Origin of the sequence: Paenibacillus beijingensis (genome assembly GCF_000961095.1) — a bacterium.
Lineage (GTDB): Bacteria > Bacillota > Bacilli > Paenibacillales > Paenibacillaceae > Paenibacillus_O > Paenibacillus_O beijingensis.
On the sequence record NZ_CP011058.1, the window covers coordinates 2,992,539 to 3,018,290 of the forward strand.

Annotated in this window: 20 protein-coding genes and 1 pseudogene; 18 read left to right on the forward strand and 3 right to left on the reverse strand. The window is 53.2% G+C overall.

All coding sequences use genetic code 11. The annotated features are described in order from the left end of the window. Window positions 1-18: 18 nt before the first annotated feature. The 8 genes and pseudogenes from VN24_RS13620 to VN24_RS28800 all read left to right on the forward strand — a co-directional run bounded on the left by VN24_RS13620 (window position 19) and on the right by VN24_RS28800 (window position 9,091). Complete coding sequence (locus tag VN24_RS13620; protein ID WP_045670848.1) at window positions 19-1,686, forward strand: M20/M25/M40 family metallo-hydrolase; 1,668 nt, start codon at window positions 19-21, stop codon at window positions 1,684-1,686. 75 nt (window positions 1,687-1,761) lie between these two features. Continuing rightward, on the forward strand, window positions 1,762-3,048 hold the full coding sequence (locus VN24_RS13625) for an aspartate aminotransferase family protein (RefSeq protein WP_045670849.1): 1,287 nt from the start codon (window positions 1,762-1,764) through the stop codon (window positions 3,046-3,048). Between the two features lie 290 nt (window positions 3,049-3,338). Continuing rightward, window positions 3,339-4,772, forward strand: a complete 1,434-nt coding sequence (locus tag VN24_RS13630; protein WP_045670850.1) for an NAD-dependent succinate-semialdehyde dehydrogenase — start codon at window positions 3,339-3,341, stop codon at window positions 4,770-4,772. 20 nt (window positions 4,773-4,792) lie between these two features. Next, complete coding sequence (locus VN24_RS13635) at window positions 4,793-5,845, forward strand: bile acid:sodium symporter family protein (protein WP_338012175.1); 1,053 nt, start codon at window positions 4,793-4,795, stop codon at window positions 5,843-5,845. Between the two features lie 237 nt (window positions 5,846-6,082). Further along, window positions 6,083-7,201, forward strand: a complete 1,119-nt coding sequence (locus VN24_RS13640; RefSeq protein ID WP_045670851.1) for an RNA-guided endonuclease InsQ/TnpB family protein — start codon at window positions 6,083-6,085, stop codon at window positions 7,199-7,201. Between the two features lie 188 nt (window positions 7,202-7,389). Continuing rightward, window positions 7,390-8,342 (forward strand): annotated as a pseudogene (locus VN24_RS13645) (FAD-binding oxidoreductase); the annotation flags it as partial. A 48-nt stretch (window positions 8,343-8,390) separates the two neighbouring features. Continuing rightward, window positions 8,391-8,729: a 4Fe-4S dicluster domain-containing protein gene (locus tag VN24_RS28795; protein WP_476638853.1), complete on the forward strand. Its 339-nt coding sequence runs from the start codon at window positions 8,391-8,393 to the stop codon at window positions 8,727-8,729. Between the two features lie 32 nt (window positions 8,730-8,761). After that, window positions 8,762-9,091: a (Fe-S)-binding protein gene (locus tag VN24_RS28800; RefSeq protein ID WP_052702942.1), complete on the forward strand. Its 330-nt coding sequence runs from the start codon at window positions 8,762-8,764 to the stop codon at window positions 9,089-9,091. Between the two features lie 84 nt (window positions 9,092-9,175). Here VN24_RS28800 and VN24_RS13655 read toward each other — a convergent pair whose 3' ends face one another. Beyond that, a complete protein-coding gene (locus VN24_RS13655; RefSeq protein WP_045670852.1) occupies window positions 9,176-10,534 on the reverse strand; it encodes a hypothetical protein in 1,359 nt (452 codons plus the stop codon). Window positions 10,535-10,923: 389 nt separating this feature from the next. Between VN24_RS13655 and mtnA the strand changes: the two genes are divergently transcribed. The 9 genes from mtnA to VN24_RS13700 all read left to right on the forward strand — a co-directional run bounded on the left by mtnA (window position 10,924) and on the right by VN24_RS13700 (window position 20,560). Beyond that, window positions 10,924-12,042: an S-methyl-5-thioribose-1-phosphate isomerase gene (gene mtnA / locus VN24_RS13660; RefSeq protein WP_193790071.1), complete on the forward strand. Its 1,119-nt coding sequence runs from the start codon at window positions 10,924-10,926 to the stop codon at window positions 12,040-12,042. After that, the gene (locus VN24_RS13665; RefSeq protein WP_045670853.1) at window positions 12,029-12,871 is read left to right on the forward strand and encodes a class II aldolase/adducin family protein; all 843 of its coding nucleotides are present in this window, start codon (window positions 12,029-12,031) and stop codon (window positions 12,869-12,871) included. The genes mtnA and VN24_RS13665 overlap by 14 nt, the downstream gene beginning before the upstream one ends. Continuing rightward, window positions 12,846-14,171 carry an amidohydrolase gene (locus VN24_RS13670; protein WP_045670854.1) on the forward strand — a complete coding sequence of 442 codons (1,326 nt, stop codon included), beginning with the start codon at window positions 12,846-12,848 and terminating at the stop codon, window positions 14,169-14,171. The genes VN24_RS13665 and VN24_RS13670 overlap by 26 nt, the downstream gene beginning before the upstream one ends. Window positions 14,172-14,241: 70 nt before the next feature. Beyond that, entirely contained in the window at window positions 14,242-15,051 is an 810-nt protein-coding gene (locus VN24_RS13675) for a purine-nucleoside phosphorylase (RefSeq protein WP_045673277.1), read from the forward strand. 76 nt (window positions 15,052-15,127) lie between these two features. Beyond that, on the forward strand, window positions 15,128-16,135 hold the full coding sequence (locus VN24_RS13680; RefSeq protein WP_045670855.1) for a BMP family lipoprotein: 1,008 nt from the start codon (window positions 15,128-15,130) through the stop codon (window positions 16,133-16,135). A 65-nt stretch (window positions 16,136-16,200) separates the two neighbouring features. Then, a complete protein-coding gene (locus VN24_RS13685; protein WP_045670856.1) occupies window positions 16,201-17,709 on the forward strand; it encodes an ABC transporter ATP-binding protein in 1,509 nt (502 codons plus the stop codon). Further along, on the forward strand, window positions 17,706-18,773 hold the full coding sequence (locus VN24_RS13690) for an ABC transporter permease (protein ID WP_045670857.1): 1,068 nt from the start codon (window positions 17,706-17,708) through the stop codon (window positions 18,771-18,773). Before VN24_RS13685 ends, VN24_RS13690 begins: the two co-directional genes overlap by 4 nt. Further along, window positions 18,757-19,671 (forward strand): ABC transporter permease, encoded by a 915-nt coding sequence (locus VN24_RS13695; RefSeq protein ID WP_045670858.1) that lies wholly within the window; start codon window positions 18,757-18,759, stop codon window positions 19,669-19,671. The genes VN24_RS13690 and VN24_RS13695 overlap by 17 nt, the downstream gene beginning before the upstream one ends. Before the next feature lie 70 nt (window positions 19,672-19,741). Beyond that, entirely contained in the window at window positions 19,742-20,560 is an 819-nt protein-coding gene (locus VN24_RS13700) for a DeoR/GlpR family DNA-binding transcription regulator (RefSeq protein ID WP_274520364.1), read from the forward strand. A 105-nt stretch (window positions 20,561-20,665) separates the two neighbouring features. Here the strand turns inward: VN24_RS13700 and VN24_RS13705 are convergent, their stop codons facing one another. Together VN24_RS13705 and VN24_RS13710 are read right to left on the reverse strand one after the other, a co-directional pair. After that, window positions 20,666-22,288, reverse strand: coding sequence for a response regulator transcription factor (locus VN24_RS13705; protein WP_045670860.1), 1,623 nt, complete (start codon window positions 22,286-22,288; stop codon window positions 20,666-20,668). Beyond that, window positions 22,281-24,170, reverse strand: a complete 1,890-nt coding sequence (locus VN24_RS13710) for a cache domain-containing sensor histidine kinase (RefSeq protein ID WP_045670861.1) — start codon at window positions 24,168-24,170, stop codon at window positions 22,281-22,283. The genes VN24_RS13705 and VN24_RS13710 overlap by 8 nt, the downstream gene beginning before the upstream one ends. A gap of 164 nt (window positions 24,171-24,334) precedes the next feature. Here VN24_RS13710 and VN24_RS13715 point away from each other — a divergent pair, with 164 nt between their 5' ends. Further along, window positions 24,335-25,693, forward strand: a complete 1,359-nt coding sequence (locus VN24_RS13715; RefSeq protein ID WP_045670862.1) for an ABC transporter substrate-binding protein — start codon at window positions 24,335-24,337, stop codon at window positions 25,691-25,693. Window positions 25,694-25,752: the final 59 nt, after the last annotated feature.

Sequence of the window (25,752 nt, forward strand, 5' to 3'; positions counted from 1 at the left end):
CGCAAGGAGTCTACTGCAATGATAAATGATACGAAAGAACTGGAGCTGCAGCAGCAAGTGGAGGCCTTCACGGATGCGCTCGTCCGCACACTGAGCGTGAACGGAACGGCCGGGGAAGTGGAAATCGCCGATCAAATCGAATCGATTCTGCGCAGCTTTCCTTATTTTGTGGCGCATCCCGGCCAAGTGTGGACGCAGCCGCTGCCGGGGGACGCGCTGGGGCGCAAAAACGTGTTTGCCCGGATTAAAGGAAGAGGCACCTCGAAGCGGACCGTTATTTTTCACAGCCATACCGATACCGTAGGCATCAGCGACTATGGGAACCTGGAGCCGGCCGCGGGCAAACCGGACGAACTGCTCGCTTTCTTCAAGCAGTGGAACGATCACCCGGAAATCCGCCAGCAGGCGCAATCGGGAGACTGGATGTTCGGGCGCGGCGCGCTCGATATGAAGAGCGGCGTTGCCGTCCATCTGGCCAATGTAAAGTTTTTCTCCGAGCGCCCCGACCTGCTTGACGGCGACATAATTTTTATGGCGAACCCCGTTGAAGAGAACGAGCATTCCGGCGTCATCGCGTCGGTTGACGAGCTGCTGCGCCTGCGGAAAGATGAAGGGCTCAGCTATGAGGTTGCAATCAACACGGACTATATTTCGCCTATGTATCCTGGCGATCCGTTGAAATATATTTATACCGGCGCCGTAGGCAAGCTGCTTGCTTGTTTCTATGTATACGGCCGCGAAACTCATGTCGGGCAGACGCTGAACGGGCTTGACCCGACGCTGATGACGGCCGAGCTTAACCGCCGGATTAACAACAACATGGCGTTGACGGAACAGGTGGAAGGCGAGGTCATGGTGCCTCCGTCGGCACTGTATCACCGGGATACGAAGCAGTTCTACAATGTGCAGACGGCAACTTCGAGCCAATTGTATTTCAACTGTATGGTGCTGGAAGACTCGCCGAAAGACGTCATGGCCAAATTAAAGCGGATCGCTTGCGAAGCGGCAGCGGATGTCGAGAAGTATTACCGGGAGCAGTTTCAGACGTATACGCGGGTAAACGGGTTTGTGAACCATGAGATGTCCTGGGAGATGAAGGTGTACACCTATGCCGAATACTGCGGGAAGCTGCAGCGGCAGGGAGTGGACGTGGCAGCCGTGACGGCTCGCATCGTAGAGGCTAACCCGGGAATGGAGCTGCGGACGCTTTGTTATGAAATCGTCGACGTCTTGCGAAAGCTCGACAGTTCGGGAAGCCCGTGCACCGTGCTTTTCTTCGCGCCTCCTTATTGCCCCCACAATTACTTGAAAGGGCAAGGGGCACATGAAAGCCGCATTATGAACACGATCCGGGATGTCCTGGAGCGGTGGTCGGAAACGGAGGACGAATCGTTCGCCGTGAAACGGTTCTTCCCCTATTTGTCGGACAGCAGCTATTTGTCGCTGCATGATACGGATGAAGAAATCGAATCGCTGAAAAATAATTTCCCGGAGTGGGAACGGATTTATCCGGTGCCGGTGGAGAAAATCCGCAGTCTTGGCATTCCGGCCATTAACGTCGGGGTGTACGGACTTGACGCGCATTGCTGGACGGAGCGGGTGTACAAGCCGTATTCGTTCCGGACGGTGCCGCTGCTCATTCGCGAAATGACCCAAAGCTGGCTGCAGCAGCGTTCGGAAGAATGATTTGCCCGCGCAGCGGGCTTTCAAGAACGGACAAGGATTCCTAATGACCTTTAAAGAATAAGGAGTGGATGCTCAATGAACGAGACGACAACGAAAACGTTGTATGAAAGAGCGATGGAGGCGATGCCGCCGGTCGCGGCCCGGGCGACGCAGCTTGGGATCGTGAAAGGAAGCGGCTCGTATCTATGGGACGAGCACGGCCGCAAGTACCTTGATTTCGCGAGCGGAGTCGCCGTCACGAACGTCGGCCACAACCACCCGTATGTTCTGGAAAAAGCGAAAGCGCAAATGGATGAGCTTGTTCACGGCGGCCATAACGTCGTTTATTATCCCGTCTATGTGGAGCTCGCCGAGAAGCTGAACGCGCTGAACGGCGGTGACCGCAAGACGTACTTCTCCAACAGCGGAGCGGAAGTGAACGAAGGCGCCATCAAGCTGGCCAAAAAAGTGACGAAGCGTCCCGGCATCATTTCGTTCAAGCGCAGCTTCCATGGACGCACGATTGCCACCACGACGCTGACGGCGTCCAACTCGGCCTACCGCCGCGATTACGAAGGGCTGCTGCCGAGCGTTTACTACGCCGAGTACCCGTATGCACTGCGCAGCGGGCTGTCCGAGGAGGAAGAGACGCAGCGCTGCCTGAAATCGCTGGATGAAATTTTCCAGTTCCTCATTGCCCCGGACCAAGTGGCGGCGATCATCATGGAGCCGGTGCAGGGCGAGGGCGGATACATCGTGCCTCCGGTCGAGTTTGTTAAAGCGATCCGCGACATTTGCGACCGTCACGGGATTTTGCTAATTTTTGATGAAATCCAGACCGGCTTCGGACGGACGGGCCTCATGTTCGCCTGGGAGCATTTCGGCGTGCAGCCGGACATCCTGACACTCGCCAAAGGCATTGCCAGCGGCTTCCCGCTCAGCGCGCTCGTGGCGCGCAAGGACCTCATGGACCAGTGGCCGGGCGGCTCGCACGGCGGCACGTATGGCGGCAACCCTGTCGCCTGCGCCGCTTCGCTGGCCACGATCGAGCTGCTGGAGAACGGCCTGCTCGACAATGCCAATGCGATGGGACGTTATTTGGTCGCTCAGCTGCAGCAGCTGCAGCAGCAGTATCCGGGCATTAAGGATATCCGAGGTCTCGGCCTGATGATCGGGATGGAAATGTGGACAAGCGACGGCCAGCCGGACCACGACACGATCACGAAGCTGAAGGACAAGGCGCTGGAAAAGGGCGTGATCCTGCTGACCTGCGGTACGGAGCGCAACGTGATCCGCTTCATCCCGTCCACGGCGGTCAACAAAGAAGAAATCGACGAGGCGGTAGCGGTGATCAAAGAAGCGCTGGCGGAAATTAAGGCGTAACGGAAACGCAGCGAACTAATCTTAAGCTATCGAATTGTTTTTGCTCCGAAAAAAACGTTAGCCTGTTCTTACGAAGTGGTTTTGCCTCCGGCAAAACCTTTAGAAGGCAGGTGATAAAGTTGCCGAAGTGTCGGTATGGAGTTGAAACAGCGCTAGCGGTCGCCTTTGTAGACGGATTTTCACCTCATAAATGGGTTATCAAAACAAAAAATCCGGCTACAACAGCGAGTGGAAACCCATACCGACCGTAGGCAACTTGTATTTCACCGGACTTTAAGGAGGGAATCACCATGTTATATATTAACGGGCAGTGGCGGGATTCGTCATCGGGCGAAACGTTTGATGTTATCAATCCGGCAACGGGCGAGGTCGTCGGCAGGGTCGCGAAAGGCACCAAAGCGGATACGGAAGCGGCGATCGACAGCGCCCATGCGGCTTTTGCGGGGTGGGCGAAGAAAACGGCAAAGGAAAGATATGCGTATCTGAAAAAGACGGCCGACATTCTCCGCTCCCGCGCCGATGAGTTGGCCGCACTCGTTACCCGTGAGATGGGCAAGCCGGTGGCCGAATCGAAGGGCGAGCTTGGCCTCGCCGTCGACTACCTGGACTGGTACGCGGAAGAAGGCAAGCGGGTGTACGGCGATACGATTCCGGCCTCTGCGGAGGACAAGCGGATCCTTGTCCTGCGGCAGCCGGTCGGCGTCGTGGCGGCGATTACGCCGTGGAATTTCCCGCTGGCGATGATTACGAGGAAGCTCGCTCCGGCCCTTGCGGCCGGCTGCACGGTCATCCTCAAAGCGGCCGAGGCTACGCCTTTGTCGGCGATTGAAATCTTTAAAGCTTTTCATGAAGCGGGAATTCCCGCCGGCGTCGTCAACCTGGTCAGCGGCGTTCCGGCGGAGGTGGCCGGCGTGCTGATGAGCAGTCCGAAGGTGCGCAAGATGACGTTCACCGGCTCGACGCAGGTCGGCAAACAGCTCGTCCGCCAATCGGCCGACACGATGAAAAAGGTGTCCATGGAGCTCGGCGGTCATGCGCCGTTCATCGTATTTGAAGACGCGGACCTGGGGGAAGCGGCCAAAGGCGCGATCGCCAGCAAATTCCGCAATGCCGGCCAGACGTGCGTCTGCACGAACCGGATTTATGTGCAAAAATCGGTCGTCAAGCCGTTCACGGAAATTTTGGCGCGCCACATGCAAGCGCTCGTCGTCGGCAACGGCCTGGACGAAGGCGTTACGATCGGCCCGCTCATCAATGACCGCGCCGTGGCGAAATCGGCGGATCATATCGCCGATGCGGTGAGCAAAGGCGCCGCCGTCGTCTGCGGCGGCGCCGAGCTGACCGGCGGGGCATACGGCAACGGTTACTTTTTCGAACCGACGGTGCTTGTAAATGTCACCTCCGACATGAAAATCGCCCGGGAGGAAACGTTCGGTCCGGTCGCCCCCGTATTCGAGTTTGAGACGGAGGAAGAGGTCATCCGCTATGCGAACGATACGGAGTACGGCCTGGCGGCCTACATTTTCAGCCGCGACCTGTCGAGGGTGTTCCGCGTGGCCGAAGCGCTGGAATACGGCATCGTCGGCATCAACGATCCGCTGCCGACCGTGGCGCAGGCGCCGTTCGGCGGCGTGAAGGAGTCCGGCATCGGACGCGAGGGCGGCAAATACGGGATCGAGGATTATTTGGAATATAAATTCCTCTCCATTAAATTGGATGTCTGACTTAAAGCGGGGTGAGCCGGGTGACGTACCGTAAAGCGGGCGGGGACCGGTTACGGCAGGCGGCTGTGAAGGACAACGGGCGCCTGCTGTCAGCCGTAAACCGGACGTTTGACCGCATAATGCCGTTTATCACACCTGTAAGTCTGATTATCGGCATGGTTTTTACCGTTTGGCTGAAGCCATACGGTTTTTTATCCACCTGGCTGTTTGCGTTCATGACGCTTGCGGGCAGTCTGGGCTCCGGCTTCGGCGATTTTCTCAAGGTGCTCCGGAGGCCGCTGCCGCTGTTGTGCGCGCTGTTTCTCCTTCATATCGTGCTTCCGCTGATCGCATGGGGGGCGGGCAAGCTTCTCTTTGGAGGCGACGTGGAAACGGTGACCGGATTCGTACTCGCCGCCGCGATCCCGACGGGCGTCACAACCTTGTTCTGGGTGACTGTAAAAGGCGGGGACGTGGCTCTGGCGCTCTCGATTATTTTGATCGATACTCTCCTTGCCCCGTTCGTTGTACCCGGCACGTTGTCGCTGCTGTTCGGTTCAGAGGTGCACATCGACGCTTTCGGGATGGTCATAAATTTGTTTTGGATGATCGTGCTGCCGTCTCTGGCCGGAATGTGGATTAACCATGTAACCAAGGGGAAGGCCGAGCGAAAATGGAAGCCCCGGCTGTCACCGCTGTCCAAGCTGGCAATGGGAGCGGTCGTGGCGCTGAACGGAGCGTTTGTCGCCCCATTTTTCGTTCCTTTTCGATTTAAGCTTCTCGGTATATTGATGACGATTATCCTGTTAACGATCATTGCCTATACTTTGGGCTGGTCCTTTTCCAGATGGTTTTGGAAAAAGGAAGACAGGATCACGGTCACGATAACCTATGCGGTCGGCATGCGAAATATCAGTGCCGGTGCCGTCATCGCAACGACATTTCTGCCTGCGCCGGCCGCTTTGCCCGTCGTGTTGGCCATGCTTGTTCAACAGCTGTTGGCATCGGTTGCAGGCGTGTTGATGGGCCGAACCGGAAAACAAGAATACGATGATGAAAGAGCATTAAGTCTTAAACGAAACAAAGCAGTATAGAGCTGGCATCGGACGAGAGGACGGCCGCTCCGGATTCGAAGCATATTCGGAGAATAAATTTCATCATTTTAGCGCAGGAGACCCCTACTTCTATAAGTGGGGGAGGAATGCGCTTCGGACAAGGACAGGATTCATCCTGTTCAGTTGTCCGACACTCTCTCCTGCCTCTCGTTTCTATGATAGACTCTCACTACACACTATGATATCATTATTTTAGTGAAAGTGAGGTGATGATACATGCAAATGACGATTACAGCAAAAATAAAGATCAATCCCACATCTGAACAGATCGAATTGCTGAGAAACACACTTCATGCTTACCGTACGGGATGTAATTACGTTTCTGCTCTTGTATTTGAAACGAAGCAATTGGCACAGGCGAAATTACACAACATCACTTATGAACGTTTACGTTCTTGCTTTTCTCTACGTTCTCAAATGGCACAGTCGGTTATGAAAACTGTCATTGCCCGCTATCAGTCTCTGAAGAGTAACGGTCACGATTGGACAAAAGTTCAGTTCCGAAAGCCTGAATATGATCTCGTATGGAATCGAGATTATTCGCTTATTCAAGGACTATTTTCGATTAATACCCTTGGCGGTCGGGTGAAAGTGCCATTTGAAACGAAAGGCATGGAACAATACTTTGACGGAACATGGTCTTTTGGTACTGCAAAACTTGTCAACAAGTATGGGAAGTTCTATCTGCATATCCCGATGACGAAAGAAATTCCAACAGCTTCTGAACATACAATCAGTCAAGTAGCCGGTGTTGACATGGGCATTCATTTTGTTGCGGTTAGTTATGACTCTCAGGGAAAATCCTTGTTCTTTAATGGAAGATTAATCAAGAATAAGCGTTCGATCTACAAACATATGCGTAAACAACTGCAACAATTGGGTACAGCTTCTGCTCGCAGGAAGCTGAAACGAATCGGACAACGAGAAAACCGTTGGATGTCAGATGTAAACCATCAGGTATCAAAGGCACTCGTTGAACGATATGGAGCGAATACACTGTTTGTAGTCGAAGACTTATCGGGTGTTCGTCAAGTTACTGAGCGTGTGAGAGTCAAAAATCGTTATGAAACGGTTTCTTGGGCATTCTACCAATTACGTCAGATGATCGAGTACAAAGCGCTTATGGCTGGCTCCAGGATGATTGCCGTCGATCCACGGTTTACTTCTCAAACATGTCCGAAATGCGGACATACAGAGAAAGGAAACCGGAATAAGAAAAAACATACATTCTGCTGTAAAACGTGTGGATATCAATCAAATGATGATCGTATTGGTGCAATGAATCTTCAACGAAAAGGAATTGAGTACATCGTTGAAGTGACTGCACAAGCATGACTTGTGCAGTTGGGTAGTTGTCAGCCTGCCTAAAGTAACGCCACGCTCACAAGAGTGAAAAAGATAGGAGCCGCCAGGCATTTGTACTATCGGGCAGTTACAAGCCCCCACCTCAAAGCGTTAGCATAGGTGGTGGGTAGTTGACTCGTTTAAATTGGATGTCTGACCGAAAAGTGAGGTGAGCTTAGATGACGTACCGTAAAGTGGACGGGGAAATCGTAAGCAGCCTGCGGACAATCCTCAAGGAAAACGGGCGCGTGCTGACGGAGAAAAGTGACTTGGCCAGCTATTCGTTCGACGCTTCGTTCGGCACGTATTTACCTGAAGCGGTTGTCCAGCCGGTGAGTGCGGAAGAGGTTGCCGCCATCATGAAGCTGGCATATCGTGAGCGGATTCCGGTAATCCGAGAGGCCAATCGACGTCGTTGTCCGGCGGGCCGCTTCCGGTAATGGGCGGCATCGTGCTCGATCTGTCGCACATGAACCGGAAGCTGGAGATACACCCCGAAGATTTAATCGCGGTCGTTTCCCCGGGTGTGATCACCGGCGATATTCACCGGGAGGCGGAGAAACACGGCTTCATGTATCCGCCGGACCCGAGCAGCTCTACCGTCTGCACGATCGGCGGCAATATCGCCGAGAACGCGGGCGGCCCCAGGGGGCTGAAATACGGAGTGACCAAAGATTACGTCCTCGGGCTTGAAGTTGTGACGCCGCAGGGTGATCTTGTCCGTACGGGCGGGCGAACTGTCAAAAATGTGACCGGCTATGATCTGACGAAGCTGATTGTCGGCTCGGAGGGAACGCTCGGCATTGTGACGGAGGCGGTGCTGCAGCTGATTCCGAGGCAGCCGGCAACGGGAACGGTTATGGCTGTTTTTGATGATATTGTGTTGTCCGGACGGGCGATCTCGAGGGTGCTGACGTCCGGCATTCTGCCCTACAAGCTGGAAATTATGGATCAGGCGTGCATCCGTGCGGTGGAAGCGTACCGTCCGAGTGGCTTGCCCGTTGACGCGGAAGCGATCATTTTGATCGAGGTGGACGGTCACGAGAAGGCGGTTGAGGCGGAGCTTGCAGCTGTGGCGGAAGTGTTCCGCGGCATCGGCGCAAGACAAGTAGCCGTGGCGGAATCCCGGGAAAATTTTCTCGGAGCAGGGACAGAAGCTTCGATTGACTGAGGGATGAACATGACGAAACTTCCAAAACTTCCTTATGACGAAACCGTCCAATGCGTTCAATGCGGCTACTGTCTGCCTGCCTGTCCAACATATGTGACGATGGGCAAAGAAACCCATTCTCCCCGGGGGAGAATCAATTTGGTCAAAATGGCGGCGGAAGGGCGCGTGTCGCTGGACGACATTATCGTGAACAATGCCGGAGGCTGCGGCGCGATGCTGATCGAGTACGATCATCTGTTTAAAGGCGCTGACAGAACTGGCAGCGGCGCGCCGAAGCTTTTGCCGGTAAAACCCGCGATATCAGCCAAATTCTCGCCTTGTGCGACCTTTCTTTTACGAAGTCACTGAACGAGACCGTCACCTATCAGCACTCCTGCCACATGACCAACGTCCAGAAAGTGACCGCGGAGCCGCTTCAGCTTCTGCAGAGCATTCCGGGCGTGCGGTATGCAGTGATGGACAATCCTCACATGTGCTGCGGCTCGGCCGGCATCTATAACGTGGTGCATCACGAAGAGTCGATGGAAATTTTGGACTGCAAAATGGAAAGCGTCAAAGGAACCCGTGCGACGGTAATCGTTACCACAAACCCCGGATGTCTGCTGCAGATGAAGCTCGGCATCGAAAGGGAAGGCTTATCGGGGCAGGTAAGGGGCATCCATCTGGTGGAGCTGCTGGCTGAAGCGATGGGGATAAGAAGCACGCTTTAGACGACAACAGTAAACGAAATTACAAAAAAACGAACCAATTCAAGGATAACGCCTTGAACGGTTCGTTTTTTTAAGTTGATCAAACTACTTATAATCGCCCTGCAAGTAACGATAAAACGGTTCGTCAACCCAGAATGAGTACGATTCCAGTTGGATGTCCGGGTTCAGTTGTTTTAATCCGGCGGCTATCGCTGCCGTTTGATTACTTAGCGAAAACGTTTGGGCGTAATAGTTTCTGCTTGTTATTTTCGTATTGGAAATGATCTTGTAATCTTGCATGGCCGTATCCGAAAAGTAAAGCGGCTGCCACCATGAGTCGGCAATTAGTCCCGTTTGATTGTCGCTGTCTTTTTTGGCGTATTTAAGGATGATGCGCTGGAAGTCGTTCTTTTGCTCCACATTTTGAAATTCAAATGAAAGATCGTATTCCTTCGTATATGCGATGGAAGTGCCGTCTTCATCCTCGACAATTTTATAATCCTGCGGGCCCCATTCTTTCAAATAAACGAAAGCGGAAGTTTTCGGTTCAAGCTGTACCTTCGCGTCAATTCCTTCGCTGCGCAGCAGACCGATGAGCTGCAGTGCATGCACAATATTACTATGACCGTATGTTAGCGTAAGGTTTGGGTCAAAATGCGGGTCGTAGCGGGAATCCTTCAAATTATAGCCGGTCACCAGTTTTTGTTTTAATGCGGTATCGACGACGGATTGCAGCTGCTTGTCCTCGATAATATCCCGGGAAAGCCAAGCTTGATTGACGAGCCGGAAAATATCCGGATCCGATATGCGGCCAAGGTAATTTTCGTTTTGGCCATGGAAGGTAATGACGCGATCGAGCAGCATGGATGCGAAATTGCCGGAAGCCGGCTTTGACAAAGAGAATGAAGAGAATGAATCGGCAGGCAGCAGTCCAAGGTCTACGGCCGCCGCCAGCTCTTGGGAAGCTTGCGGGGATAGCGCGTTATTGCCGGTTATTCGTAATTTAGCCAGCGAGCGCTTTGTTTTCTCCGGAGAGTAAGTATAGGCCAACTCCTTCATGCCCGAAGCTTTAAGGGCAATCATGACGGCGTTGCTTTGGGTTAGTTGCCGGTCGGCATTAACGCTTAGTTGGGTAATAATGCCTTTGTCGTATAGAGCCGCAGCGGGCTCATAGTAAGGGCTGCCCTCTTGAAGATCGCTGAATGGTATCTTGTGACCGGTTGCCTTTAAATCAAGAATCTTCGCGACCACAACGATGAAATCGCCTTTGGTTAAGGAGTCGGGGATCGAGAGCCCGTAGCGCTCCTTCAAAGATTGTTTATGATCCGCCGCTTTTGACAACGGGGCCTGACCTTGCTTCACCGCTTGCGAATAAACATCGCTCTCCGGCCAGAAGCCGGATAACAGTAGAGCGGAAATAACAATTGAAACGAATATACGTACTGCTCCATTTGAAATTACCATCCAAATATCCTCCCTGTAAGTGGATTGCTGACTCATTGCCTCAAAATCTAATAACGCATATTCATCACCCCCATAAGCAGTAAAGATGAGCCGCATCCCAGCGGCATCTGTTCTGTTCTGTGTTGTGGTACCGCACACAAAACGGGCATAAAACAACAAAATATCAAGCAGTAATTTTGTTATGGATTATAACATCGAGCCGCAAAAGAGGCAATATACCCAAAAAAAAGTTTGGAAAAAGGAAAAAATATGTTGATAAACGAATTTTCATGCATTATTATGTGAGTTAATGTTACGCAAGAAGATTTATGGGTCGTTATTTCAACTACTTTAGTGACCGATTATGTTGTTATTTGTTTGAAAAGCCGCGATTGGCTGGAGAGGTGATCATGATGGGCACAGAACAAATTCAATCCGTATCGTTTGACGGGAAGACGCTTCATATTTTAGATCAGACGAAATTGCCGGCATTAAAGCAATTTTTGCAAATTACAACGATTGAGCATTGCTGGCAAGCGATCAAGGAACTGAAGGTGAGAGGGGCGCCGGCAATCGGCATCGCCGCCGCTTACGGGCTGTTTCTTGGTGTCAGAGACGTATGCTCATCGGCAACGTTCGACGAATTTGATCATGTTTTTCAAGAGAAATCCGATTACTTGGCTTCCTCCCGCCCGACAGCCGTCAATCTGTTCTGGGCATTAAAGCGGATGCGCGCACGATTAATGGCTGAGAAGGGGCATTCGATCGAAGATTTGAAAGCGAAGCTGCTGCAGGAGGCGCACGCGATTAAAGCGGAGGATGAAGAGGTATGCCGCAGCATCGGGCTTCACGGACTTTCTTTATTGCATGATGGAATGACCATTTTAACGCATTGCAACGCAGGGGGAATTGCAACGGCTAAATACGGCACAGCGCTGGCGCCGGTATATTTGGCCAAAGAACACGGCTGGAACGTGAAGGTGTTTGCCGACGAGACGCGCCCTTTGCTGCAGGGATCCCGGTTAACAGCCTGGGAGCTGCAGGAAGCCGGTATTGACGTTACCTTAATTACCGACAGCATGGCTGCTTTCGTGATGGCGAAAGGCTGGGTGCAGGCCGTTATTGTCGGCTGCGACCGGGTTGCCGCGAACGGTGACGTTGCCAACAAAATCGGTACTTACGGCCTCGCCCTGCTGGCGAAGGCTCACCAAATTCCGTTCTACGTGGCGGCTCCGATGTCGACGATCGATATGGAAACAGCATCCGGCGCACATATTCCGATCGAAGAGCGGGATGCCCGTGAAATCATTAATGGATTCGGAGTGCCGACAGCTCCGGCTGACGTAAAGGTGTTCAATCCTGCCTTCGATGTAACGCCGAATGAGCTCATTACCGCCATCATTACGGAAAAAGGGATTGTCCGTCAGCCTTACCAGGAGTCGTTAATCGAGTTGTTCAAGGAGAAATCTGAAAATTCCATGCCGCAATACGGGAACAGCGAGGAAGGTAACCAACATGTTACAGCATGAAGCGGACGATCGAGTAAAGCAGGACATTTGTGAGATTGGAAGGCGCGTGTACGAAAAAGGGTTCGTAGCCGCAAACGACGGCAACATCTCCGTTCGCACGGGAGAAGATGAAATTTGGATTACGCCTACAGGCGTCAGTAAAGGCGAAATGACGCCGGATATGCTCATTAAAGTGAATCTTCAAGGCGAAGTGCTGCATGGCAGGCTGAAACCCACTTCGGAAATGAAGATGCATTTGAAAGTCTATGAAAAACGGTCGGATATCCGTGCGGTCATCCATGTTCATCCGCCGTATGCGACAGCGTTTGCGATTGCGGGCATTCCGCTTGACCAGGCGACGATGCCGGAATCGGTCGTGCTGCTCGGCACGATCCCGGTCGCTGAATATGCTACACCTTCTACGGAGGATGTTCCGAAGAAGATTGAACAATATGTGGCAGGCCATAACGGGGTGCTGCTGGAAAATCACGGCGCGCTTACCTGGGGCCGCGATCTGCGCTCCGCTTATTATTTGATGGAGTCGCTGGAATTTTGCGCGAAAATCAATTGGATTGCGAACCAAATGAACGGCATGCGCGAGCTGTCTGTCGAGCAGGTTGCCGAGCTGGTCCAAATTAGAGAACGGATGGGGCTAAAAGGCGAGACGCCGACCGGTGCTGTCGCCGTTAACGGCAGAAATAAGGGATTGCCGGACAAGAGCGCCGTTCATGCTCCGATTTCTGACGACCAATTGGAGCGCATGGTGTGCAGGATTACGGCGTCCGTACTTAGCGGGCTGCAGCAGGATGGAGCGAGAAGGGGTGATGGAATTGCACAGCATAATCGTTAACGCCACCGTCATTACCGTTGATGAATCGAACCGGATTATCATGGATGGGGCCGTCGCCTTCAAAAACGGGGTCATTACATATGTCGGGGCTACACCGGAGGAGCTGGAGCTGTACGATGAAGTCATTGACGGACGTCACCGCTATGTGCTTCCGGGTCTCATCAATACGCACGGGCATGTGGGGATGTCGCTGCTGCGCGGCTATGCAGACGATTTGCCGCTTCAAACTTGGTTGAAAGAGAAAATTTGGCCTTGGGAAGCGCGGTTTACGGATGAACATGTGAGATGGGGAACAGGGCTTTCATTAATCGAAATGATTCGCACAGGTACGACGACCTTCGTCGATATGTATGACCATAATGAGGCAATCGCGGGTATCGTTGCGCCGTCGGGAATGAGAGCCGCCCTCTGCTGCGGCATGATTGGAAGCGGCGATCCAGGCGTTCAGGACCGGAAGCTTGCGGACGCCGTTTCCTTTGCGAAGGATTGGCACCGGCAAGCGAACGGCCGCATTTCGGTCATGTTGGCTCCGCATGCGCCGTATACGTGCACGCCGCATTTCATTTCGCAAATTATTGATAAGGCGGCCCAGCTTCAGCTCCCCGTACATACGCATATGTCCGAGACGAATTGGGAGGTCGAGCTTAATGTGCAGCAATACGGCTGCCGCCCGGTCGCTCATCTGCATAAGCTGGGCATGTTTGAGCGGTCGGCATTGGTCGCGCATGCGGTCCATTTGACAGAGGAAGAGATCGACTTGCTGGCGGAGTGCAACGTTCGCGTATCGCATAATGTCGTCAGCAATTTGAAGCTTGCGAGCGGCGTTGCGCCAGTGCCGCAAATGCTTGCCAGAGGAATAAGCGTGTCGCTCGGCACCGACAGCTCGGTCAGCAATAATAATCTCAATTTGTTCGAAGAGCTGAAGTTAGCGGCGATTGTGCATAAGGGAACGACGTATGACCCGCTGGCCGTTCCGGCGGAAACGGCGCTCCGAATGGCTACGCGCAATGGAGCGGACGGCGTGTTTCAATCCGATTCGATCGGAAGCATCGAGATTGGCAAGCAAGCCGATCTCATCATGATCGATGCGGGGAAAGCGAATTTTCAGCCGGCGCACAATCCGGTTTCCCATGTTGTATATGCAGCTAACGGGCTGGACGTAACGGATACGATCGTGGCGGGCAAATTCCTAATGCGCAAAGGGGAGCTGATGACGCTGGATGAAGAGCGGATGATCTATGAAGCGAACCGGATGGTCCGCCAATTAATGAACGAGGATCGGCCCGCTCATTCGAAATAAACGAAATGCACAAGTTGAATGCTGGTGTTGCGGCGAGCTTATAGAAATAGGAGGGGCAGCGATGGAGTTGATGGACAGAATTGATCGCGCCAAGACATATATTCAGCGTTTAACCGGCTACCGCCCGACGGTAGGACTGATTTTGGGATCGGGACTTGGCGATTTGGGACACGAAATCGAAGAAGCAATCAAGATTCCTTATGATGAAATCCCGTTTTTCTCCAGCACGACCGTCGAAAGCCATGCCGGCTTGCTCGTGATCGGCAAGCTGGAGGGGAAAGTAGTCGTCGCGATGCAGGGCCGGTTTCATTATTATGAAGGACATTCCATGGATGCCATCACCTTCCCGGTCCGCGTTATGAAAGCGCTCGGTGTCGAACGGCTGCTCATTACCAATTCGAGCGGCGGCGTGAACGAGTCCTATCAAGCGGGCGATGTGATGGTCGTTAGCGACCATATTAATTTGACGGGAGTAAATCCGCTTATCGGCCCCAATGACGGGCGGCTGGGCGTTCGTTTTCCCGATTTGACGAACGCTTACTGCGCTGACCTGAGGCGGCTTGCGCATGAGACGGCCGCTGCTCAGGGTTTACGTATGCACGAGGGCGTTTATGTCGGCTGGGCTGGCCCGACGTTTGAAACTCCTGCCGAAATTCGAATGACGCGAATTGTAGGCGGGGATGCGGTCGGCATGTCAACCATTCCCGAAGTGATTGTGGCCAATCATGCCGGGATGAAAGTGCTGGCGCTGTCCTGTGTCTGCAATATGGCCGCCGGCATTTTGCCGGGAGGGCTTACGGCTGAAGAGGTGTTTGAAGCGGCTCAGGAGCTGAAAGGAAGGCTGATCGGACTTGTAAGGGCGATTTTGAAGGTCATGTAAATCGTATGCGAGTGCCGATAAATGACTCGTGTTTCTGGCAATTGATGATCAAAAAATAGAACATAGGAGTGGGAAGATGAAGAAGAGTGCGGTATTGGTTATCATGTTGATTATTTCGATCCTAGCGGCGGGATGTTCGGCAAGCAAAACGAAAGATCAGGCGGGATCGGATGCCGAAACCAAAAAGCCGCTGCGCGTCGCGCTTATTACACCGGAGAAAATTGGCGTAAATCCGTTTTTTCAAATTATGGACGAAGGTGCCAAGCAAGCGGCGCTAACTTATAAAGTGGAACAAAAAACGATGGAGTCGGCAGATCCGAATGCCATTGAAGAAAATTTGCGGGTTGCGGTTGCCGATAACTACGATTTGATTATTACGTCGTCCTTCCAGGCCGCGGATGCTTTGAAGAAGGTAGCGGCGGAAAATCCGGACAAAAAGTTCATTATTATTGACGATGTTGTCGACTTGCCCAATGTGCGCAGTGCGGTGTTCCGCGAGCAGGAGGCCGCTTATTTGCTGGGAGCAGCGGCGGGCCTGTCGACAAAATCGGACACGGTCGGCATGGTAGTCGCCATGGATATCCCGCTGATGAAGAAATGGACGAGCGGCTTTGAGCAAGGTTTGAAGGCGACGAATCCGCAAGCTACGTTCCTCGTCAACTATGTGGGCAGCTTTACCGATCCCGCCAAGGCCAAAGAATTGGCGCTCGTGCAGTATTCGAAAGGGGCCGATTTTGTTGCCGGGGCATCGGCGGTAGGAGACCTTGGCGTATTCGAAGCTGCGAAGGAAAAAGGTTTTTTCACTTCAGGTCAGGATATTGACCGGACAATGATCGATCCGCAGCATATCGTCATGTCCCAATTGAAATCCGCTGACAACGTTGTGATCGACAGCATTAAACAATTTGTTGACGGCTCCTTTGCGCCGGGCGTGTACGATTACGGTTTGAAAGAAAATGGCGTTGGCATTACGTACGTCACGGACAACAATCCGTTTATAACAAAAGAAACGATCGAGAAGGTTTTACAGATCCGCAGCGATATCATTTCCGGCAAAACCTCCGTCGTTAACCCGCTGAAATAATCAAACTTCAACTAAACCGGCTATGGTCCAGCCGGTTTGTTTTTCACGGAAAGGATGTATAATTGATGACCACCGTGCTTGAAGCAAGGCAGATCACGAAAACATACGGTGATTTCATAGCGAATGATGGTATCGATTTTTCATTGCATAAAGGCGAGATTCATGCGATCGTCGGCGAAAACGGCGCCGGAAAAACAACGTTGATGAGAATGCTGTACGGGATGGAAGCGCCGACTTCGGGGGACATTGTGTGCCAAGGTGAAGTGAAGCGATTCCAAAGTCCATTAGAAGCGATTCAGAGCGGCATCGGGATGGTGTTCCAGCACTTCATGCTGTTCCCTACCTATACGGTCGCTGAAAATATCGTCATCGGCAATGAACCTGCACGGGGGATTTGGTTCGACCGCAAGCTGGCCGCAGACCGGATTAAAGCGTTATGCGAAACGTATCAGCTGCACGTTGATCCGGATCAGAAAGTGTCTGAATGCTCGCTTGGAACCCGGCAGCGGATTGAAATATTGAAGGTGCTTTACAATGGGGCGGACATCATTATTTTGGATGAGCCGACGGCTGTATTGACGCCGCTGGAAGTGAAGGAATTGCTCGTGACGATTAAACGGCTTGCAAAGCAAGGGAAGAGCATTATCCTTATTACGCATAAATTGCACGAGGTTATGGAAGCGGCGGACCGCGTTACCGTGCTGCGCAACGGCAAAGTAACCGGAACTTTAGAAGCGGACCGTACAAGTGCGGAGGAGATTTCCCGTTTAATGGTGGGCCGGGAACTGGAGGGAGTTGCCCGGCAGGACAATAAGGCGGGAGAGCCTGTTCTGCAGGTGCGCAAATTGGTTGTGAAAGGAGCAAACGGGAAGGCGCTGCTTAATGATATCAATTTCGACGTGTGCGCCGGGGAAATTGTCGGTATTGCGGGTGTGTCCGGTAACGGCCAGTCCGAGCTGGTTCGAGTGCTGAACGGGCTGATAAAGGCCGATCAGGGCAGCATGCTGCTGGATGGAACCGATGTGACCAACTTGCCGGTGCGCCGCATCCGCGCGGCAGGTTTGGCCCATATTCCCGAGGACCGGTACTTATGGGGGGCTTCCAAGGATGCAAGCGTCAAGGAAAATGCCATTATGGGCCATTATCGTAAAGATGGCTGCCATCGCTTCGGATTGTTGAGGCATAAGCGGCTGAACCAATTGGTTCATGGCTGGGTACAGTCGTTTGCGGTCAAGACGGCGTCGATTCACGAGCAGGCGCAGTATTTATCCGGAGGGAACTTGCAGAAGCTGATTTCAGCAAGGGAAATCGGCCAGCACACGAAATGCATCATTGCGGCGGAGCCGACCCGCGGCGTCGACCTCGGTGCAATGGAAATTATTCACCGGCAGTTGTTGCGGAAGCGGGAGAGCGGTGAAGCCGTGCTCGTCGTTTCATCCGAGCTGTCGGAAATGATGACGCTGTCGGATCGTATTTTGGTTATGTTTGAAGGGGAAATCGTGGGAGAGCTTAAAGGCAAGGACGCTTCGGAAGAGGAGATCAGCTTGTTGATGGCGGGAGGAGGGCGAGCATGAAGAACTGGAATCCGATGCTCCTCTCGATGATGCAGCCGATTATGGCCATCTTGTTCGGTTTGACGGCTGGAGCAATCGTCGTCAGCTTCACCGGGGAGTCGGTTATGGAGTGTTTCAAGGAGTTGTGGAGAGGGGCGTTTGGCAGCTTTTACTTTTTGTCGAGCACGATGGCAAGAGCAACGCCGATCATTTTGAGCGGACTGGGAATCGCATTTGCTTTTCGCGCCGGCTTCTTCAACATGGGGGCGGAAGGGCAGATGGTGCTTGGCGGACTGGCGGCTGCTTTAACTGCGCTCCATGTTCCAGGTCCTGGCTGGGTGAAGCTTGTTGCCGCCCTATGCGCCGGTATCGCAGCGGGCGGAATGTGGTCGGTACTCGCCGTCTGGATGGAAGTGAAGTTTAAAGTGAATCTGCTTATCTCGACCTTATTATTGAATTATATTGCCGTCTTGTTCGCCGGGTACATCGTATCGGGGCCTTTCAAGGATACGAGCGGTTCGGCAGGGCTGGCGCAAACCGCGATGATCGATCAGGGCTCCTGGCTGCCGAAACTGTATAACGGGATGAGTGTGCATGCGGGTTTTTCGATCGCGATCGGACTGACGGTTTTGTTTGTTCTGATGTTTCGGTACTCGATTGTCGGCTACGAGGTGAAAATGCTTGGGTTAAATCCGTCTTTCGCCATGTACGGAGGCGTCAACCGTCTGCAAATGATGATCTTCAGTATGGTTGCAAGCGGAGGGCTGGCCGGACTTGCCGGCGGTGTTGAGGTGCTTGGCATGCAGTACCGTTTCGTAGACGGCGCCTTGACGATGCCGGGGTATGCGTGGACCGCTCTGATGGCGGCGTTGCTTGCGAATGCGCATCCGGCCGGGACGGCAGTGTGCTCCTTTCTGCTCGCAGCTCTGCAAACCGGGGCGGCAGGGATGGAACGAAACACGAATGTTCCGGTTGAATTGTCAGCGGTTATACAAGCCGTGCTCATTTTGTTCGTATCGGTCAAGTTCGGCTATTCGTTTATGAGGCGGAGAAAAGCGAGGAAAAACAATGGATCAATTATTTGACATCTCTCTACTCAACTCCACGATTCGTATGGTGACGCCTATTTTGCTCGCTGCATTGGGAGGGGCGCTTTGCGCACGTGCAGGCCTCTTTAATGTCGGTCTGGAAGGCATGGTTCTGGCCGGCGCATTCGGGGCGGTTCTCGGCAACTACCTGCTTAACAATCTATTTCTTGCCGTAATGTTTGCAATCGGCTGCGTTTTGCTGCTTTCACTGCTATACGGCTATTTCACGATTCACTTGAAGGCCAACGTCATCGTGGTCGGCATTGCCGTCAACTTCCTCGCGATGGGGCTGACGACTTTTTTATTAAGCGCGGTCTTTCATGTCAAAGGGGCGTACTATAACAAAGATATGGAAGGATTGCCCCGCTTGGATATTCCTGTATTAAGCAAGGTGCCTGTTCTCGGAGATGTCGTATCCGGTTATTCCCCGATCGTATTTTGCGCATTTCTGCTCGTTATTGTCCTCCATTTGTTTTTGTACCGGACGGTAACGGGCTTCCGCTTAAGCGCGGTCGGACAAAGTCCGATTGTCGCTCAAAGCGCGGGCATAAAAGTGCGCCGTTATCAATATGCAGCCGTCTTGGCGTGCGGTATGTTGTGCGGGCTGGCCGGAGCGCAGCTCTCGCTCGGCCAGGTGACGATGTTTGCCGAAGGCATGACATCGGGCAGAGGATTTATTGCTCTTGTCGCGATGATGCTGGGTCAGGCGAATCCGGCCGGAATTATGGGATCAAGCTTGCTGTTCGGACTGATGGATGCGCTTAGTATCCGGATGCAGGGATTGTGGCTTCCGACACCGTTTACGATGATGGTGCCTTATGTCGTCACGATTATGGCCATGTTCTTTTTTAAGGATAAAAGTTATTTGCACGGCACGACCGGCAGCTCCAGATAATACGAAGCTTCCCGTCCGGTTTCGAAATCCAATTGGTGTCCTGCTGCTTCTATGGTACAATCGAGGTAAAATGTGCGAGTTGGTGGGATTACATTTGTTTGCCGCTGAACGAAGAAATAAAATTATAAACATGTTGTTGGAGCAGGGATATGTGCTGGTAACCGATCTCAGCAAAGCCTTTAACGTTTCGGAAGAGACCATCAGACGCGATCTGGATAAAATGGAGAAAGAAAATCTGCTTACCCGCACGCACGGAGGGGCGTTTATCGAGGAAGGCATCACGTCCGACATTCCGGTCGGCATTCGGGAGCGCGCTTATCTTCAAGGAAAGGACTGGATCGGTGAGAAGGTCGTCGGCCTAATCAACAGCGGGGATACGCTGATGCTGGATTCCAGTACAACTTCTCTGCATATCGCCAAGAAAATCAAAAACAAAAAAAACTTGACGGTCATTACGAACTCCTTCAAAGCGCAGATGGAGCTATCTTCTGCCGAAGGAATTAAAATCATATCAACGGGCGGCATTTTGCGCCAGCACTCGTTGTCATACGTCGGGCATGCGGCCACGCGGGAACTGTCCAACTATTTTGCAGATACGGCTATCATTTCATGCTCGGGGATTCATCTGGATAAAGGAATTTCGGATTCGAACGAATATGAAGCCGAAATGCGCAAAATTATGCTGAAAAACGCGGAGTATAAAATATTGGCGGTCGATACTACCAAACTGAACAAGCTCGGTTTCATGTTCATAGCCGATTTTCCGGCTATCAACAAGGTCGTGGTGGACAAAAAGCTGCCCGCCGACTGGGTTCAGTTATTTGAACGGCTCAATATTGAGTTCGATGATCGGGAGATGCCGTCAGCGGGCTTGGAGACAACCGTATAATTCACAAGGAGGCTGCCCCAAGGTTATTGGCCTTGAGGGCGGCTTTTCTTGTCATTACAGCCCCAAACGATCATCGCATGCCGAAGCTCAGGCAATGATGTCATTTCAGGTCCGCCGGGCAGAAAGATGCTGCTCCTGATATTCCCCCGGCGGAAGGCCGAAATGCTGCTTGAACACGTGCGAAAAATGCTTCACGCCGACGTAGCCGACCTTCTCGGCGACGTCGTACACCTTCTCGGGCGGCGAGGCCTGCAGCAGCTTGGCGGCCTGCTCCATGCGGATGCGCGTCAAAAATTTGACATACGTTTCTCCGACCGTGCGGTGGAACGTGTTGCTTAAATAGCCCTGCGACACGCCGAGCTTGTCGGCGAGCAGCGCGAGGCTAAGCGGCTCGGCGTAATGGGCGTAAATATAGGCTTTGGCGCGGTTGCCGATATCGGTTTCGTCGAGCGCCTCCGGCTTCGCTTGCCCGGCGGAGAAGGATGCCGCGATATCGCGGAAGACCGCCAGCACGGACTCGGCCTCCCAGGAAGCCCGCTGCTCCTGGAAAACCCGCTGCAGCCGCCGGCAAGCCTTGTTCATGCGCTGTCCGTACAGCTCCCGCTTGCCGGCGGCGATGCTTTTGGTCAGATGAATGCCGAACGTGACGACTTCATTGGACGTAAAGAGCCTCATCTGATCGATATACGACCCCAGCGCAATCGCTGCGGCCGTCTCATTCCGGTTGAAGAGAGCATGCCGGATTTCCGCCGCCGCTTGATCAATCGCTTTCAGCCGGCCGGCCAGACTGCCGGCTTCCCGCTGTCCGAACAGAGCGGGCTGCCCGGTCAGAAGGCGGCATTGAAGGTTCCGGGCCGCTGCCGCATATGAAGTGTGGAGATGAAAGAGCTCGCTCTCCAGCGAGCCTAACCCGCCGGAGACGGCAATGCCCGTACTCACCGCCATCGCGTCCGCCACCCGGCGGTAAAGCTCGGTGCACCGCTGTAAAATTTGGGCTTCGTCATCCCCGGTAACGAGTACACTCGTCAGCTGTTCCTCGTCCAAAAATACGTTGCCGAACGCATCCTCCTCGGCTATTTCCGCGGCGGCCTGCTGCAAAATAAAGCGGAAAATCGGAAAATCGCCGCACGGGACGCCCCGTTCGATCAGACTCTGCTCGTCGAGATCCAGCAGCATAATCATGCCTTCGGTTTCGATCAGCTGCACCTTCAGCCGATATATAAGCGGGTAGAGCGTCTTGATCTCAACACCGCTGTCGCTGATGACCGCCTTCAAAAATTGCTTGATTACTTGCGCCCGGCTTTCCTTCGATATGCTGTTTTCGGTATAAAATGCCAGACTTTCACGGTTCCGGAGCTCCAGCAGCGATGTAACCGAATGGATCGCTTCCATCAGTTCTTCCTTGACGACCGGCTTCAGCAGGTAATTGCAGACGCCGCTGCGAAGTGCTTCCTGGGCCAGCGCGAATTCGTCATAGCCGGAGAGAATGACCATTTGCGGCGGGGCTTCCATCCGGTGAATGAGCCGGCTCAGCTCGATGCCGTTCATGACCGGCATTTTAATATCGGAGATGACGAGGTCGATCCGGCACTCCTGCAGCTTTTCCCATGCTTCCTGACCGTCCATCGCTTCCGCGGCGATCTTCCACTCGGGGTGATGCTGCCTGAAATGAGCGCGCAGAAATTCCCGCACGAGCGGCTCGTCGTCGACAAGCATAACGTTAAACATCATAGCTCCTCCATTCCCGGCCTGGTTTCGGCAGCGCTACGGTGACGGCGGTTCCTTCATGCAGCGTGCTGTCCACCGTCAATCCATACCCGGCGCCGTATTTCAGCTTGATCCGCTTATTCACATTGAGCAGTCCGATCCCGGTTCCAGACCGGCTCGGCTCGTGGGCGGCGGGATGCTCCGCCGCATGCTCCGCCGGATGCCCGGCCTCATGTGCGGCCGGATGCTCGGCATCCTCGCTGAGCGCAAGCTTATGCCGCACCCGCTCCAGCGTCTCTTCGTCCATCCCGATGCCGGTATCTTCAATCACGAACAGAAGCTTGCTGTCGGTCTCGCGGCTTGCGATCCTCACAGTCGTTTTCCCGCGCTTTGTTTCGCAGCCGTGAATGACAGCGTTCTCAACAATCGGCTGGAACAGCAGCGCCGGAACATTTACCTGGGAAAGGGACGGATCGATATCGATCTCATAGTCGAGGCGCCCTTCGTAACGGCCGCTTTGAATGCTCAAATACGCGCGCAGCAGTTCGATTTCCCGCTGCAGCGTAATGTCCTTGTCCGATCTCGTCATGCTGCGCAGAATGCTGCTCAGCTGCTGGATATGGCCGATCGATTTGTCCGTCTTGCCCATCTGCATCTGCAGCGAAATCATATTGAGCGTATTGAAAATAAAGTGGGGCTTGATCTGGCTGTGCAGCGCCAGCACCTGCGCTTCTTTTTGCAGCAGCTCCGTTTCATACACCTGCTTCACCAGCTGCGTATTCTCCTCAAGCATCGTGCGGATTCTCGACACCAGCGCGTTGAAGGAGAGGCCCAAATAGCCGACCTCGTCGCCCCGCTTGTCGGGAAAGCGGACGTTCAAATCGCCGCGTTCGACCGTGCGCATCAACCGGACGACATTTAACAGCGGCCGCAAAAATTTTTGCAAAAACCACCATAAAACGCAGAAGGCGAGCGCCGCGCACGCAAGGGCCATCCATAAGCCGAAGTTGCGCGTTTTCGTCGCTTTCGCGTTTAATTCCGTGAGCGAATTGACCGCGACAATCGTCCAGTCGGACCGGGGCAGCAGCGTCGAATTGAGCAAATAGGGCTCGCCGTTGTAATCCACTTTCAGCGTCTTTTGGCCGCTTTGCTGTATGCTCCGGTAAAAGTGAACCGCTTCCAATTTTCCGGTGCTTCCATAAATGACCGTTTCTTTGTTGTCGATAATGAACAAACCGCCATATGCGCCCATGTTGACCTTGCGGACGATGTTTTCGATGCCGGTATAGTTCGCGTCCACCTTGATGACGCCAAGCACTTTGTCGCTGTTGCGCGTGCTCCGCAGCTGCCTGACGATCGAGAACACTTTTGGCCCCCGGTTATTGACCATCTGCTGCATATGGGCCGGAACAAAAATAGGCTCAGGCGAGACAAGAGCCTGCTTATACCAGCCGAACTGCTTAAATAGGCCGCTGTCGTCGATGTCGACCTGAATGCGTCCCGAGGAGTAAATCGTGTTCGTTATAATAAAGACGCGGTTAATATCGCCGCGCGGATAAATCATCATCTGATCGAGAAATTCCTCGATCAGGCGGCGCTTCTGCAGCCGGGAAAGGGCGGAGCCGCCGTCTTCGTCTTCCAGCGCCTCCATAACGAAGTCGTTCATATACAGGGCGAGGGAAAGGCGGTTCAAGTCGTCCAGATAGGTGTCGATATTATAGGAAACCTGGCCGATAATCTGCTGCACGCTGTCCGAGGATTGGGATTCGAAATCCTCCGTATATTTGGTGTACGAAATAAAGGTTACCGAATAGAGCGATCCGAGTATAAAGACGGCGGCAAAAACAAGCAGCTTCGGTTTCAGCCTCCAGTCGCGGTACTTTTTCCAGCGGAGCACGATCATCACCTTCCAGCTCCAGTTTAACCGCTTTCATTGTCAGGGACAATACTTTTTCCCCTACCTGTAAAAAACATACCTTCACCTAAAAATTCCGGTATTTCGAGTTCGCCCGATAACAACTAAGATAAAGATGTACCGATCGGGTGACAAAAAAGGGAGGAAAAAAGATGCGTATGAAAGCGGTTCCTTTTGCGCTTGGCTGCACGCTTGTTTTATCGCTGCTCGGGGGTTGCGGAAGTAGCGGGAACGGGTCGGACAAAGAAACGGGAAATACGGGGGCAACAGGCAATACGGAGGCGAACAGTCAGCAGCAGCAGACCGATGCGCCGAAAGAAACGGTGAAGCTGAAGTTTTTTACCGGAAAAGTCGAAACGGTAGACTTAATGAATGATCTGATCAAAAAGTTCAACGCGGAAAATCCGGGCATTGTCGTCGAGCAGGAATATCAGAAGGATGCGAGCAGCGTCATCAAAGTCAAATTCGCCTCGGACGATGTGCCGGACATTACGACGGTCGTCGAGCAGGATTACATCGATCAGGGCAAATATTTGGACCTTTCGAACGAACCGTTCTGGTCAAGAGTGCTGCCGGCGATCAAAGAGCTGTCGACCGACGTCAAAACCGGCAAGCAGTTCCGCGTGGCGACCAACGTCACGATGGCAGGCATTTTTTACAACAAAAAAATCTTTAACGAACTGGGTTTAAAGGAAGCGCTTACTTGGGATGAATTCCAGTCGAACCTGCAGACGATCAAGGACAAAAAGCCCGACGTCGTGCCGATGTTTCTGGCCGGCCGGGACTCGTGGACGCTCGGGCATTTAATCGAATTTATGCCGCACGGCGTCATTAAGCAGAATCTGGGCGTGAACGGCTCGCGCCAGGCGTTTATCAATAACGAATCGGATAAGCTTGCATTCGATGCCGAAGGCGGCTCGATCGACACGTTTGCGAAGCGGCTGCTTGACCTGAACAAAGCCGGACTGATCAATGCGGACGCTTTGACGGCCACCTACGACAACCAGAAGGAAGCGTTCGCGACCGGCAAAGCGGCCGTGATCAGCCAAGGGATGTGGGTACTCGGCGACCTGCTGAAAATCAACCCGGACATCGCAAATGACATCGGCTTCAGCCCGTTCCCGGCCATCATGGACGGAACGAAACCGGTCGTCTTGTCCGCAGACGATTCGCGGTATGCGATTACGTCGGCTTCCAAGCATCCGGAAGAAGCGAAGAAATTCCTTGAGTTCCTGTTCAAGCCGGAAAATCTGCAGGCGTACAGCGAATTCCTCAAGTCGCCGCCGGCCTTCACCGACGTCACCGCCAACTGGGGACCGCTGAAGGATCAGGCAAACGCGGCTTTGCAAACGGGCGTCAACATTCCGTTTACGGAGACGCCTTCCGGCTTCTCCGGCGACGATGCCGGCAAAATGGTGCAGGAGCTGCTCGCGGGCAAGTACACCTCCATTGAGTTTGCCAAGGCGTACCGCAAAGCATGGGACAAAGCGTGGAATGCCACGCATAAGTAGAGGAAGCGCAACCAGAATCAACGCAACTAGAGTCAACGCAAGCAGAGCAAGGCAAGTAT